This window comes from Listeria floridensis FSL S10-1187 (assembly GCF_000525875.1).
Classification (GTDB): domain Bacteria; phylum Bacillota; class Bacilli; order Lactobacillales; family Listeriaceae; genus Listeria; species Listeria floridensis.
Map to the genome: position 1 here is coordinate 98,256 of NZ_AODF01000014.1, position 14,852 is coordinate 113,107.

Genomic DNA, 14,852 nt, shown 5'->3' on the forward strand with positions numbered 1-14,852 from the left:
CTGAATGTTTCAACATGAAACGGTGTTGCTACACGAAACAGTAGATATGCTTGAAGTGAAAAAAGATGGGGTTTATGTCGATTGTACGCTTGGCGGAGCGGGTCATACTGCTTATTTGCTGGGAAAAATTGGTCAAGATGGAAGGATATTTGCCTTTGACCAAGATGAAACAGCGATTCAAAACGCTAAAAAAAAAATTGGATGATCCGCGAGTAACGTTAATTAAAGCCAACTTTCGTACGATTAAAACCGAGCTTCTAAAACATGGAATCACTAAAGTAGACGGGATTCTATATGATTTAGGGGTTTCATCGCCGCAATTAGATGTGCGGGAACGAGGCTTCAGCTACCATAATGATGCGGCACTTGATATGCGAATGGATCAATCGCAAGAACTTTCTGCGCGCACAGTTATCAACGAGTGGAGTTATGAACAGCTTGTTAAGATTTTTTTTCGTTATGGCGAGGAAAAGTTTTCTAAACAAGTGGCTCGCGAGATTGAGCGTAGACGTGAAAATGCGCCAATTGAAACAACTGGGGAACTTGTTGATATTATCAAGACTGCTATTCCTGCTGCTGCAAGGCGCAAAGGAGGGCATCCAGCAAAACGAGTTTTTCAAGCCATTCGAATTGCTGTAAATGATGAGCTTTCAGCGGTGGAGGATTCGTTGCAAGATGCGCTCACGCTACTAAAAAAAGGTGGTAGAATCAGCGTGATTACGTTTCATTCACTTGAAGACCGGATTACGAAACAGCTTTTTCAAGAAGCAGCTAAAGGACCTGAGATTCCACGGGGGCTTCCGGTTCTTCCAGATGAGTTTCAGCCGGATTTTAAACTTGTAACAAGAAAGCCTATTCTTCCAAGTGAAGAAGAATTGACACATAATAATCGAGCACGCTCAGCAAAACTGCGTGTAATCGAGAAAATAAAATAATGTAGGAGTTGAGATATGTGAGTAATGTGGCCTACAAATCAAATTTGGAACCAAAGCGAGTACATAATGAAGAGATTGAAGAACAAAAACAACTGCTTGTCAAACGCAAGAAAATAACTACCGGGGAAAAAAATTATTATGGCCATTGCGGTAGTGGTTTTAGCAGTTGCGGCTTATCAAATCATTAGCGTGCAAACAAGTATTTATAGCATCAATCAAAATATTGAAACGACTCAAGCGAAACTTTCAGATCAGGAAAAAAATAATGATGATTTGAAAGTACAAGTGAATGACTTGGGGCGTTATGAGCGCATTTTGCAAAAAGCAAAAGAAAAAGGCTTGAAACTAGACGGAGACAACGTGAAAGTAGTCGACGGTAAATGAATCGGCGCAGAGGAAATATGAGGAGAGGCGCGTTAGCACTTTTTGTCTTTTTCGCTGCGCTTTTCCTCATTTTGACAGGTCGCTTTCTTTATTTACAAATTCGCGGTGAAGCAAACGGCGAACCGCTTGCAGCGAAAGCAGCACAACAGCACGCGAAGACAGAAGTAATTCAAGCGAAGCGCGGTTCGATACTTGATCAAAAGGGCGAAGTGCTTGCGGAAGATACGGCAACCTATACGCTTGCAGCTGTTGTTTCAGATAAGCTTTCTAAAACTGAAAAAAAATTCACTTTCCGTAACAAATAAGGAAAAAACGGCAGAAGCGCTTGCTAAATACATTCCAATGTCAAAAGCAGATATTTTGAAGCGACTTCAAAAGAAGAATGTTTATCAAGTTGAGTTTGGCAAAGCCGGCAAGAATATCTCGGTTGAGACAAAGAACAAAATTGAAAAAGAAAAGCTGGCTGGGCTTGTTTTTACGAGACAAGCAGAGCGTTTTTATCCAAACGGAACTTTTGCGACACAACTAATCGGATTTGCACAGCAATCTGATGAAAGTGGTGGTGAAAATACGCTGATCGGTAAAATGGGTATTGAGAAAAGCTATAATTCGGTTTTGACGGGTAAAAACGGTAAGCTGACGTACAGCACAGACAGGATGGGCTATATTTTGCCGAATGCAAAGAAGAATGTGACGGAAGCAGTGGACGGAAGTGACATTCAACTTACGATTGATAAAAAGATTCAGACGTTTCTTGAAGACACGATGACGACTGTAAATGCCAAGTATAAACCTAAAAATATGATGGCGGTTGTGATGAATCCAAAGACTGGTGAAATTCTTGCGATGAGTCAGCGTCCATCATTTAATCCTTCAACAAAGGCAGGCCTCAATGCAAATTCGGCGGGGGTTTGGCAAGATCTTCCAGTAGAGTATGCGTATGAACCAGGTTCTGTTATGAAAATCTTTTCGCTTGCCTCGGCAATTGATTCGGATGTATATAATCCAAATGCTTATTTTAAGTCAGGGATCTATAAAGTCGGTGACATTCCAATCCATGACCATAACGGCGGTGTTGGATGGGGATCTATTACTTATCGAGAAGGTGTTGAACGCTCGAGTAATGTAGCCTTTGCGACACTTCTTAATAAGATGGGGACGGATCGGTTTGAAGATTATTTGACAAAATTCGGGTTTGGTCAAAAAACTGGAATTCAACTTCCAAATGAAGCAAGCGGCAAAATCCTTTATCAATATCCAGTTGAAAAAGTGACAACGGTATTTGGTCAAGGGACGACCGTTTCGATGATGCAAATGCTGCAAGGTGCTTCGGCAATTGCGAGCGATGGCAAAATGAAGCTGCCCTACGTGGTGTCTTCCATTACGAATCCGAATACTGATGAAACGACAACAACAAAAATGAAAGTAACCGGAACACCGATTAGTGCTGAAACGGCAAAGAAAACGCGCGAAGAATTAACACAAGTTGTAAGCGGTGAGAATGGAACTGGGAAACTTTACGCAATTCCAGGTTATTCAGTTGCTGGTAAAACAGGAACCTCGCAAATTGCCAATGCTACAACTGGAAAATATATGACTGGGAAAAACAATTATATCTTTTCTTTCATGGGTATGGCACCAGCAGACGATCCGGAAATTATTATGTATGTTACGATGCAGCAACCGCAGCTTTCGGATACACAAACGGGCGGTGAAGCCGTGTCGGAAGTTTTTAATCCTGTTATGAAAAACAGCTTGCAATACTTGAATATTAAACCGGCTGAAGCAAAGAAATACGAGCAGGTTAAAGTGAAAAGTTATGCTGGAAAGACAAAAGAAGAAGCGCAAAAAGCTGTTACAGCACAAAAGCTAAGTCCGATCATTATCGGAAACGGAAAAAAAATTGTGCAGCAGCTTCCGCAAGAAGGCGAACTCATGATGGAAGGTCAAAAAGTGATTTTGCTAACGGACGGCGATATGACTGTTCCGGATATGACAAATTGGTCGCGTGAAGATGCGCTCAAGGTGTCAGAAATTACCGGTGTACCTTTTACTTTTAAGGGAACGGGCTATGTCACGAAGCAAAGTGCTGCTGCAGGAACGGTGCTCAATCAAGAGACCAACATGCAGATTGAACTCCTCGAACCGGAATCGGTAGACGCGTTCAATCAAAATAAAGACGAAACTGATCGAGAAAAAGTTAAAAAAGATACTAATATTCAGGAAAACCAAGGCGTAGGAGACCTGTTGAACGGCTGATCAAGCTTGTCAATTGATGCACCTAGCCTAAGCATCCTGGCTTCTTTCAAGAAAAGAAGTCAGGATGTATTTACAAGATGTCATATGGAAAAGCTTTTTACTTTTTGCTAAGATAGAGAAGGAGAATTTTCGCCTTGTTTCTTTTAGGAAAGAGCGAAAAGCAATGTCTGAAGGAGATGGAATTTGTGAAATTAAAAGAGCTTTTAAGCGTGTTGCCGCTTTATTACGGCACTGCAGAAGCTGATCTCGAGATTGAAAAAATCGAACAAGATAGCCGCAAAGTAGCCAAGGGAACACTGTTTATTTGTATTGACGGTGAAGTTGTAGATGGGCATCAATTTGCGAAAACCGCCGAGGAAAATGGTGCAAGTGTCATTTTGGCAGAACACGATGTCCCCGTTTCCATCCCAGTCATTCAAGTTGGTGATACAAAACGAGCAATGGCACTTTTGGCTGATCAGTTTTACGGCTCGCCTAGTCAGAAGATTCGTATGGTTGGCGTGACTGGAACAAACGGAAAGACGACCGTGACACATTTGATTGATCAGATTGTGCGCGATCAGGGTGAAAAGACCGGCTTAATTGGGACAATGTACATGCGAATTGGTGACGAACAAATTGAAACAAAAAATACGACCCCAGACAGCCTTACCTTGCAGAAAATCTTTGCCGAAATGAACGATAAAGGTATTACAACAGCGGCGATGGAAGTTTCGAGTCACGCACTTGTCCAAGGTCGTGTTTACGGAACGGATTACGATGTTGCGGTTTTCACCAATCTTTCACAAGATCATCTCGATTACCATAAAACGATGGAAGAATATGCACATGCGAAAAGCTTGCTCTTTGCGCAACTTGGAAATAAATATCAAAAAAATGCCCCGAAAATTGCGGTGCTTAATGCAGATGATCCGGCATCAGAAATCATGAGCCGAGCCTCTGCAGCGCCTGTGATTAGTTACGGAATCGATCAAGCAGCGGATTTTATGGCGAAAAATATTACCATTACAAGTAAAGGTTCAAGTTTTGAACTCGTTTCAAAAAGTGGTACGGTGAGAAATGTTCATATTCAAATGATCGGCAAATTCAGCATCTACAATGTACTTGCGGCTCTTTCAACAGCCTATGCACTTGGCATTTCAGAAGAGGATGCAATTGAAAGCCTCAGCCAAGTAAAAGGCGTAGCGGGTCGTTTTGAGCTCGTGCATGCGGGGCAAGATTTTCCTGTGATTGTGGACTATGCGCATACGCCGGACGGGCTTTTGAATGTTCTTGAGACAGTGGATGAATTTGCTAAGGGTCGTGTTTTCGTTGTTGTCGGCTGTGGAGGCGATCGTGATAAAGGGAAGCGTCCGAAAATGGCGCGGATTGCGGTTGACTATGCCACAGATCCGATTTTTACATCAGATAATCCTCGAACAGAAGATCCGCTTCTGATCATTAAAGATATGGAGGCAGGAGTTCCAGGAGAAAAATATATTGTAAAACCGAATCGTAAAGAAGCGATTGACTATGCCATTCAGCAAGCAGAGTCTGGTGATGTAATCTTAATTGCCGGGAAAGGTCATGAAGACTATCAAATTATCGGAACTGAGAAATTTGATTTCGATGATCGTGTCATGGCACGCGAAGCTATTGAAAAAAAGCTGAAACTTTAATACAATAAGTAACGGTTTAAAATTGTTTCATAAAAAGATTGGAGAGAAATCATTGTGTCATTTTATATGTTATTTACAGCGCTAGCGATCGCTTTCTTCCTTACAATTGCATTCGTGCCGGTGCTGATCCCATTTTTAGTTAAATTAAAATTTGGACAAAGCATTCGAGAAGAAGGACCTAAACAGCATGCCCAAAAATCAGGAACGCCTACAATGGGAGCCGTTGTGTTTCTGTCAGCAATCATGTTGAGTTATCTCATCATCAGTTTGATCACCAGTTCTTTCAACTTAACAACCGTATTGTTGTTCATCGCTATTCTGCTGTTTGGAACATTAGGATTTCTTGATGATTATATTAAAGTTGTGAAAAAACGTAACCTAGGCCTAACTTCAAAACAAAAAGTTTTTTAGGTCAATTGGCGATTGCGCTTCTCTTTTACCTGATCTATCATTTTGGGAAATTTGAAGAAACACTGCGAATTCCGTTCACTCAGACGGAAATCGACCTCGGCTGGTTCTTTTTGATCTTCGTACTTTTTTGGCTCGTTGGATTCTCGAATGCGGTCAATTTAACAGACGGACTTGATGGACTGGTTTCAGGACTTTCAAGTATCGCCTTTTTAGCATTCGGCGTGATTGCAATCTACCAAGATCAGTTTCAAGTGGCGCTGTTTTGCTTTGCTGTTGTTGGAGGAATGCTTGGATTTCTTCTTTTTAATAAAAATCCAGCGAAAATATTTATGGGTGACACGGGTTCGCTTGCGCTCGGCGGGGCGCTTGCAGCCGTTTCAATTTTGCTTAAGCAAGAATGGATGCTACTTTTAATCGGCATCGTTTTCGTTGTCGAAACCGCTTCAGTGATTTTGCAAGTATCTTATTTCAAAGCAACACATGGAAAACGGCTTTTCCGAATGACTCCGATCCATCACCATTTTGAACTTGGTGGCTGGAGCGAATGGCGCGTCGTGCTGACTTTTTGGAGCGTCGGGTTGCTTGCGGCTCTTATCTCCATTTGGATGGTCGTTCTATAAGAAACTGAACAGCGTCTCTAACAGGTTTTAAAACCTGATTTAGTTGGCGCTTTTAGTCGTTTCTTAAGGAGAAATAAAAAAGGGAATTAGCGGAGGATATCAAAATGAAAAATATCGAAATGTATTATCATAAAAAAGTACTCGTTTTAGGGCTAGCGAGAAGCGGCGTGAGTGCAGCGAGTCTCTTGCATCAGCTTGGCGCATTTGTCACAGTAAACGATCAAAAACCATTTAGCGAGAATCCAGAAGCACAAGGCTTGCTTGAGCAAGGAATCAAAGTGATTTGCGGAAGTCACCCGACAGAACTTCTTGATGAGGGTTTTGAACTTGTTGTAAAAAATCCAGGAATTCCATATAACAATCCAATGGTAGCTAAAGCTGAGCGATTGAACATTCCTGTTATTACAGAAGTGGAACTTGCGTATCAAATTTCTGAAGCACCAATCATCGGAATTACCGGAACAAATGGGAAAACGACGACTACGACGATCATTGATGCGATGCTAAATGAAACAATCGCAGGAAAATCTCTTCTTGCCGGAAATATTGGGTTTCCTGCTTCAACAGTTGCAGAGGACGCAACGAGCGATCAGTGGATCACGATGGAGCTTTCTTCGTTCCAACTAATGGGTATCAAAACCTTCAAACCGAAAATTGCAGTAATCACAAATATTTATGAAGCCCATCTGGATTATCATAAAACACGCGAAGAATATGTCGCAGCCAAGTGGAACATCCAAAAAAATCAAACAGCGGATGATGTGCTTATCATTAATTGGGATCAAGAAGAACTTCAAGGCTTGACGAAGAAAACAGCAGCACGTGTTATACCGTTTTCAACAACTCAGCGCCTTCAAGAAGGAGCTTATGTTCAAAATGGCCAATTGATGTTCGGTGAAGAAGCAATTGGTGAACGTGATGATATCTTACTTCCGGGGGATCATAACTTGGAAAATATACTTGCTGCAATAGCTGTCGTAAAAACAATCGGTGTTTCAAACGAAGCGATCATGACCGTTCTGCGGACTTTCAAAGGCGTGCCGCACCGGACACAGTTTGTGACTGAATATAAAGGACGCAAATTTTATAATGATTCCAAAGCAACTAATATATTAGCAACACAAAGTGCGTTGAAAGGCTTCAAACAGCCTGTAGTTCTCCTTGCAGGTGGATTAGATCGCGGCAATGAATTTGATGAACTGAAACCATTCCTAAAAAACGTAAAAGATGTTGTCGTTTTTGGCGAAACCGCTGATAAAATTGCACGAGTTGCAAAAGAATCTGATATAGAGGTTCATTTCGTAAAAGACGTTGAAGATGCAGTCCCCGTTGCATATAAAGTATCAGAGCCAGGCGATGTCATCCTGCTTTCACCAGCGTGTGCGAGCTGGGATCAATACCGTACTTTTGAAGTGCGCGGCAATGCTTACATGCGTGCCATTCGCACACTTACAGACACAGATGAGGTGGAAAAATGAAGATCGTATTAACTGGCGGAGGGACAGGTGGACACGTTTATCCCGCGCTCGCATTTATGCGTGAATGCAAAAAAGAGTATCCAGACGCTGAATTTCTTTATATTGGAACAGGGAAGGGGCTTGAAGCGGATATCGTGCCGCGAGCAGGCTTGGAATTTGAAGCAGTTGACGTAACCGGATTTAAACGCTCGCTTTCTCTCGAAAACGTGAAGACGATCGCGCGCTTTTTAAAGGGAGTTACGCGGAGTAAAAAGATTCTACGCGATTTTAAGCCGGATTGTGTTATTGGAACAGGCGGATATGTTTGCGGGCCAGTTGTTTATGCCGCGCACAAGCTTAAGATTCCAACGATCATTCACGAACAAAACAGCGTGGCAGGTCTGACCAACAAATTTTTAAGCCGATATGTGGATAAAGTAGCGATCTGCTTTGAAGAGGTCAGCGAATCCTTTCCTTCCGAAAAAATTGTCTTTACAGGGAACCCACGTGCATCTGAAGTCGTCGGAATTAAATCGGAGAACGCGCTCGCTGAATATCATCTTGACGATAGCAAAAAAACGGTACTTGCGTTCGGTGGAAGCCGCGGTGCGAGAGCTATCAACGAAGCGATTTGGAAAATCTTGCCAGAATGGAATAAAAAAGACTATCAGCTGCTTTATGTGACCGGCGATGTACACTATGAAAAAATCAAAGACGAACTTGAAAGTCTGCACTTGAATCAGACGATCAGTGTAGTGCCATTTATATACAACATGCCGGAAGTGTTGAATGAAGTTGATCTCGTTATTTCACGAGCTGGCGCAACAACGCTGTCAGAACTCACATCGCTTGGTTTGCCGAGTATTTTAATTCCTAGTCCATACGTGACGGCAAATCACCAAGAAAACAATGCGCGTTCGCTTGAGCGAAATGGAGCAAGTATTGTGATCACAGAAAAAGAGCTTGGCGAAACAGATTTGATGCAAAAAGTGGATGGGATCATGAGCGATGAAATGGCATTAAATGAAATGGCTTTTCATGCAAAAGAAATTGGTGTTCCAGATGCAGCCAAGCGCTTAGTTGATGTTGCTGTTAACCTTATGAAGCCGTGAGCAGAAACATTTGAAGAGAGGAGGTCCGATTTGAAACATGGCGAAAAATAAAAAGGTGGTTTCCATTGAAAACCGCATCCCTGAATTAAAAAAATACCGCAAGAAAAAATTAGTTCGCCAACTCGTGCTTCTAATCGGTTTCTTCACCCTCCTAATCCTTATAACACTTTATTTTTTGTCGCCGCTCAGCAAAGTCGGAACCATCTATGTGACCGGCAATCGAGAATTGACTGAACAAGAAGTCAGAACAGCGAGCGGTATTGAAAAAGGTGATTATGTCATTGCAATTAATAACCGCAATACGGTAAGCGAAATTAAAAAGAATCCATTGATAAAAAAAGCTACTGTCACAAAACGAGGCTTTAACGAAATTGAAATTAGCATCACAGAATACAAGACAATCGGTTATGAGCCAAAAAACGGATTTTATTATGACATTCTTGAAAACGGAAAACTTTTAACCGATAGTTCGCGGAAGTTTCCGATTGGCAATCGTGTTTTATTTGTCAGATTCAAAAATGGAGAACTTTTAACAAAAATGGTGAAAGAGTGGCAAAAGCTTCCAAGCGAAGTTCAAAGTGCCGTATCTGAGATTCACCTAGAACCGAAAAAAAGTGACCCTGAACATCTTCTACTCTATATGAATGATGGTAATCAAGTATCAGCGACGATTGAAAGCTTCTCTGAAAAAATGATTTACTATCCCTCGATTGCAGCACAGCTCAATCCTGGTCAAAAAGGTGTGATTGATCTCGAAGTCGGAGCTTACTTTGAGAGTTATTACAAGCAAAATCAATCTGAAAAAGCAAACAAGAAAAAATAAGGCGTTCGCGAATGAAAACACGAATATAAGATCGTTTGTTCGCCTTTTGAGCATATAAATTGAAAAAACCGAAAAAAAAAGCTAGAAAATTGTTCTTTGTGCTTTAATTCAGCGGTTTGTTAGTGTAGACTGTAAATAAGTGAATTCAACTTATCCTTTGAAAATGAAGAAGAGAGTTAAAATGAGAAGGTATAAGCATCTAAATGAATCAATTCGATTTTTAAAGTAGACTATGCGAGCTTGACAAAATAGAAGGAGGTGCCGATAAGTGGGAGAAAGTGAAATATATGTGAGCCTTGATATTGGCTCTTCGAAAATCAAAGTGATCATCGCAGAGATGGCGAATGATCGCTTAAACATCATTGGTGTAGGGGATGTTGCATCAGAGGGTATAAAAAAAAGGCATCGTGATAGATATTGATAAAACGGTGGAATCAATCAAGAAAGCGATTCGAAAAGCAGAGCGAATGGTAGGCGTTGAAATTTCGCAAGTCATCGTCGGCATTGTATCGAATCAAATTACCCTTGAAAATTGCCACGGCGTTGTGGCTATTAACAGCGATACTTCGGATATCTCGGATCAAGATGTGTGGAATGTTTTAGATGCAGCACAAGTTGCTCCATTACAGCCTGAACGTGAGATAATCAGTTTGATTCCGCATCAGTTTGTAGTTGACGGATTTAGCGGAATTACTGATCCACGTGGTATGAGCGGCATAAAGCTCGAAGTGGAAGGATCACTTGTCACGGGTTCAAAAACAATATTACATAATACGCTTCGTTGTGTTGAGCGAGCAGGGCTTGATATTGCTGAAATCGTCCTGCAACCATTAGCTGAAGCTTCTGTGACCATGACAGAAGATGATAAAGAATTCGGTACTGCACTGATTAATGTTGGTGCCGGAACTACTACGGTCAGTGTTTTTGATCAAGGCAAGCTTCTTGCTACATGCTCCATTCCTGTTGGAGGAGAGAATATCACAAAAGATTTATCACTTGGACTTAATACCTCAACAGCAAACGCTGAAAAAGTGAAGCTTGAACACGGCTATGCTTTTTATGAAGACGCATCACAGGACGAGGTCTTTTCTGTCGATGTTATCGGAAGCGATAAGCAGCAGCATTTTAACCAGCTTGAAATTGCCGATATTATTGAAGCGCGTCTTGAAGAAATTTTTGTTTTAGCACAAGACGAGCTTAAACGAATCGGCATTAAAAACTTGCCCGGCGGTTTTATTTTAACGGGCGGAACAATGGCAATGCCGGGGGCAATTGACTTGGCTGCTCAAGTTTTAGGTGAACATGTTCGTCTCGCAATGCCAGATTATATTGGCGTTAGAGATCCGGCTTATACGACGGCTGTCGGTTTAATTCAATACGCGTACAACCTGCAAGAATTAGAAGGTTCGAGCTTTGAAGACGAGTCGTATGACTATGAAGAAGAGGTGCAGCCTGTGAAGAAGGCTAAGCCTTCTAAACCGAAAAAATCGGATGAAGAAAAAGTAACGACAAAAATGAAAAACTTCTTTGGCGCTTTTTTTGAATAATGAACAGCGGTTTCAAAAGAAAACCAAGAAAGTAAAGTAGGAGGAAATAGAATGTTAGAGTTTGATACTAATTCTGAGAGCTTGGCAACGATTAAAGTTATCGGCGTCGGCGGCGGCGGCAATAACGCTGTAAACCGAATGATCGATCACGGTGTTCAGGGTGTAGAATTTATTTCCGTTAATACGGATGCTCAAGCACTGAATCTTTCCAAGTCAGAAGTGAAACTGCAAATCGGCTCGAAATTGACTCGTGGACTTGGAGCCGGTGCCGTTCCTGAAATCGGAAAAAAAAGCTGCTGAAGAAAGCCGCGAATTGATTGAAGAAGCTTTGAAAGGTGCGGATATGGTATTTGTCACTGCCGGAATGGGAGGCGGAACTGGTACAGGTGCTGCCCCTGTGATTGCACAAATTGCAAAAGAAATGGGTGCACTGACAGTAGGCGTAATCACACGTCCATTTGGCTTTGAAGGACCAAAACGTTCCAAGCAAGCGCTTGCTGGAACAGAAGCAATGAAAGAAGCTGTTGACACACTGATTGTTATTCCAAATGATCGGTTGCTTCAAATTGTGGATAAGAATACACCAATGCTTGAAGCATTCCGCGAAGCCGATAACGTGCTTCGTCAAGGGGTTCAAGGGATTTCTGATTTGATTGCTGTACCGGGTCTAATCAACCTTGACTTCGCCGATGTGAAAACGATCATGACAAACCGTGGTTCTGCTCTTATGGGAATCGGGATTGCAACAGGAGAAAATCGTGCAGCCGATGCGGCTAAAAAAGCAATTTCTTCTCCGCTGCTTGAAACATCAATCGACGGTGCAAAAGGTGTCTTGATGAATATTACAGGAGGATCAAACCTCAGCTTGTATGAAGTACAAGAAGCTGCTGAGATTGTTTCAAGTGCATCTGATCCGGAAGTGAATATGATTTTTGGTTCCGTGATTAACGATGACTTGAAAGATGAACTTGTTGTAACTGTGATCGCAACAGGGTTTGACGAATCAAAACAGCAAGCGAACAATCAAATTCGCCGTCAAGTTAGCCAAAAAATTGAAGTTAATCGTCCAAACTATGCGAAGCCGGAAGAAACTCGCCGTCCGGTTGAAACTGAACCGCAGCAGCGTGAGGCTAATAATCCGGAAGAAACATCAAATGCAGATTATGGTGATGTAGACGTACCGGCATTTATTCGCAACCGCAACAGACGTAAACAGTAAGAATGTTTAAAGCGCATAAAATCGGGAAATCACATGAACAAAAGGTGAGGCACAATGTCTAAAAAGGACAACTTAATTGAAATTGAAGCAAAAATTGATGAAGCTTGTCGCAAGGCTGGCCGAAACAGAAATGAAGTTCACTTGGTTGCAGTTACAAAAACCATTGATGTAGAAGGGATTAAAGAGCTATATGATCTCGGAATCCGCGACTTTGGAGAAAACAGAGTGGATGTATTTCTTGAAAAGTATGAAGCTCTAAAGGACTATTCAGATATCCGCTGGCACTTTATCGGGTCGCTTCAGACTCGCAAAGTAAAAGAAATTCTTACAAAGGTGGATTACATTCATTCGCTTGATCGTGAAAGTCTTGCGAAAGAAATTGAAAAACGGGCAGAACAACCTGTACGCTGTTTTTTGCAACTGAACATTTCAGGTGAAGAAAGCAAACATGGCTTTACAAAAGAATCAGCAACTGAATTTTTAAAACGTGCTGATTTTAAGCAGATTGAAATTGTTGGGTTAATGACTATGGCTCCAATTACCGAAGATGAAACCTATCTTCATCACATTTTTCACGATTTAAAAGAGGCTCAGGAGGAACTTGCAGCGCTTCGTCTAAATCGAGTAACGGCAAATGAACTATCCATGGGAATGACAAACGATTACATGATTGCAGTAGAAGAAGGCGCCACATTTATACGCGTGGGCAGAGCTTTAGTGAATGACTAATTATGGAGGTGCAAGATCATGGGACTATCAAACAAATTTAAATCATTCTTCTTCCTTGATGAAGAAGATTACTACGAAGAAGAAGTAAACCAAAAAAAAAGCACAGGAGCCTGAACCGATGATACAGAAAAAAACTGAGAAACCCGCTAAAAATCGTTTTCGTGCAGTAGAAGAGGAATCCAATGTTGTCAGCATGCAAGGCGCACAATTCTCAAGCGAAGTAATGCTTTCGGAACCGCGTGTCTATGCAGAAGCACAAGAACTTGCTGACTATCTAAAAGAATATAAAACGCTTGTTGTTAACTTACAGCGCATCAGCCACGACCAGGCTATTCGGATTGTTGACTTTTTGAGCGGAACTGTTTATGCTTTAGGTGGAGACATTCAACGTATCGGCAATAACATTTTCTTGTGTACACCTGAAAATGTAAATGTTGACGGTTCGATCTCTGAGATGCTTGAAGAGCAAGACTACATGTAAGCAAAGAGGGGTGGCACATAAGTTTGCAAACTTTTTTAATTCAAGTGGTTGATGTTATTTTGTTTATCATTCGTTACTTGCCAACCTTAATGTTTGTCTATTTCTTGATGAGCTGGTTTCCGGGTGCGCGTGAATCAAAAATCGGCCGCTTTCTAGGCAAAATTTTCGAACCCATTTTAGAGCCGTTTAGGAGAATCATTCCGCCAATTGGTATGTTTGATATCTCGTCACTCGTTGCATTTATTGCATTCCAGTTTGCAATGACAGTGCTCACAAATTTGATTTATCAATACGTCGTACCGCTTTTATATGGGATTTAATGGTCATGTCTTTCCGGCATGACTTTTTTTGTAGCAAGGTGATGAATTTAGGCAAGGAGAGTTTGGTTGAAAGAAGTCGAATGCGGCAGTCTTTCAGCAAAAAAGGAGGTGGTAAATTTGGAAGGGATTTATCAGCATTTTCGAAAAGAAGAATATGCGTTTATTGACCAAATACTGGATATAACCGTTCAAGTTGAAAATGAATATACACCGCGTCTGACAGATTTTCTTGACCCGAGACAGCGTTTTATTACAGAGACGGTGATCGGAAGCTACGAAACTATTCGCGTTGAATTTTTCGGTGGTTCAGAGCATTCAGAACGAAAGCGGGCGCTTATTTATCCAGATTATTATGAACCACAAGAAGCCGATTTTAAAATTGCACTTTTTCATATACGATATCCGGTGAAATTTACGGCACTTTCGCATCAAAAAATTCTTGGAACACTCATGTCCCTTGGCGTTAAGCGTGAAGTTTTCGGTGATATATTGAATGAAGGCGAAGAATGGCAATTTTTCCTTGATGAAGAAATGGCGGATTATGTTTCGGGACAGCTTGAAAAAATCGGCAAAGTGAATGTGATGCTCGAAAAGATTCCGCTTGATGATGCGCTTATCAGTGTGGAAGAATGGGAAGAGCAGATGATTACAACAGCAAGCTTGCGTCTCGATGCAGTACTTGGAAGTGCGCTGAATTTATCTCGGCAAAAAGCGAAACAAATGGTTGTATCTGGTCTTGTAAAAGTAAACTGGAAAACAATTGAAAATCCAGATTTTGAATGCGAAGAACAAGATGTACTTTCGGCACGCGGTTATGGCAGATTAAAGCTGATGCTAATTCATGGACGTACCAAGAAAAATAAAATTCGTCTGGATATCGGTTTTTTGAAATGACCC

7 protein-coding genes and 7 pseudogenes are annotated in these 14,852 nt (G+C 41.4%); all 14 read left to right on the forward strand.

What is annotated here, in order from left to right; all coding sequences use genetic code 11:
* The first annotated feature begins 4 nt into the window (after nt 1-4).
* The 14 genes and pseudogenes from rsmH to MFLO_RS06940 all read left to right on the forward strand — a co-directional run bounded on the left by rsmH (nt 5) and on the right by MFLO_RS06940 (nt 14,849).
* Nucleotides 5-935: pseudogene (gene rsmH, locus MFLO_RS06875) on the forward strand (16S rRNA (cytosine(1402)-N(4))-methyltransferase RsmH).
* Between the two features lie 17 nt (nt 936-952).
* Nucleotides 953-1,319 (forward strand): annotated as a pseudogene (gene ftsL, locus MFLO_RS06880) (cell division protein FtsL).
* Nucleotides 1,316-3,578 (forward strand): annotated as a pseudogene (locus MFLO_RS06885) (penicillin-binding protein). The pseudogenes ftsL and MFLO_RS06885 overlap by 4 nt, the downstream one beginning before the upstream one ends.
* Before the next feature lie 185 nt (nt 3,579-3,763).
* On the forward strand, nt 3,764-5,236 hold the full coding sequence (locus tag MFLO_RS06890; protein WP_036097258.1) for a UDP-N-acetylmuramoyl-L-alanyl-D-glutamate--2,6-diaminopimelate ligase: 1,473 nt from the start codon (nt 3,764-3,766) through the stop codon (nt 5,234-5,236).
* 54 nt (nt 5,237-5,290) lie between these two features.
* Nucleotides 5,291-6,267, forward strand: a pseudogene (gene mraY, locus MFLO_RS06895) (phospho-N-acetylmuramoyl-pentapeptide-transferase).
* Between the two features lie 104 nt (nt 6,268-6,371).
* The gene (gene murD / locus MFLO_RS06900; RefSeq protein ID WP_036097234.1) at nt 6,372-7,745 is read left to right on the forward strand and encodes a UDP-N-acetylmuramoyl-L-alanine--D-glutamate ligase; all 1,374 of its coding nucleotides are present in this window, start codon (nt 6,372-6,374) and stop codon (nt 7,743-7,745) included.
* Nucleotides 7,742-8,836: an undecaprenyldiphospho-muramoylpentapeptide beta-N-acetylglucosaminyltransferase gene (murG, locus tag MFLO_RS06905; protein ID WP_036097235.1), complete on the forward strand. Its 1,095-nt coding sequence runs from the start codon at nt 7,742-7,744 to the stop codon at nt 8,834-8,836. Before murD ends, murG begins: the two co-directional genes overlap by 4 nt.
* A gap of 37 nt (nt 8,837-8,873) precedes the next feature.
* Nucleotides 8,874-9,659, forward strand: a complete 786-nt coding sequence (locus MFLO_RS06910; RefSeq protein WP_036097236.1) for a cell division protein FtsQ/DivIB — start codon at nt 8,874-8,876, stop codon at nt 9,657-9,659.
* A 268-nt stretch (nt 9,660-9,927) separates the two neighbouring features.
* Nucleotides 9,928-11,206, forward strand: a pseudogene (gene ftsA / locus MFLO_RS06915) (cell division protein FtsA).
* A gap of 51 nt (nt 11,207-11,257) precedes the next feature.
* Nucleotides 11,258-12,425 (forward strand): annotated as a pseudogene (gene ftsZ, locus MFLO_RS06920) (cell division protein FtsZ).
* 54 nt (nt 12,426-12,479) lie between these two features.
* Complete coding sequence (locus tag MFLO_RS06925; RefSeq protein ID WP_036097237.1) at nt 12,480-13,154, forward strand: YggS family pyridoxal phosphate-dependent enzyme; 675 nt, start codon at nt 12,480-12,482, stop codon at nt 13,152-13,154.
* Nucleotides 13,155-13,172: 18 nt separating this feature from the next.
* Nucleotides 13,173-13,635: pseudogene (locus MFLO_RS06930) on the forward strand (cell division protein SepF).
* 23 nt (nt 13,636-13,658) lie between these two features.
* On the forward strand, nt 13,659-13,955 hold the full coding sequence (locus MFLO_RS06935) for a YggT family protein (protein WP_036097238.1): 297 nt from the start codon (nt 13,659-13,661) through the stop codon (nt 13,953-13,955).
* A 117-nt stretch (nt 13,956-14,072) separates the two neighbouring features.
* Nucleotides 14,073-14,849, forward strand: a complete 777-nt coding sequence (locus tag MFLO_RS06940; protein ID WP_036097259.1) for a YlmH family RNA-binding protein — start codon at nt 14,073-14,075, stop codon at nt 14,847-14,849.
* The last annotated feature ends 3 nt before the right edge of the window (nt 14,850-14,852 follow it).

Bases quoted from the DNA above. Each gene is read 5' to 3' on its own strand.
- murD (WP_036097234.1), top strand. From the start codon at position 6,372: ATGAAAAATATCGAAATGTATTATCATAAAAAAGTACTCGTTTTAGGG.
- murG (WP_036097235.1), top strand. From the start codon at position 7,742: ATGAAGATCGTATTAACTGGCGGAGGGACAGGTGGACACGTTTATCCC.
- MFLO_RS06910 (WP_036097236.1), top strand. From the start codon at position 8,874: ATGGCGAAAAATAAAAAGGTGGTTTCCATTGAAAACCGCATCCCTGAA.
- MFLO_RS06925 (WP_036097237.1), top strand. From the start codon at position 12,480: ATGTCTAAAAAGGACAACTTAATTGAAATTGAAGCAAAAATTGATGAA.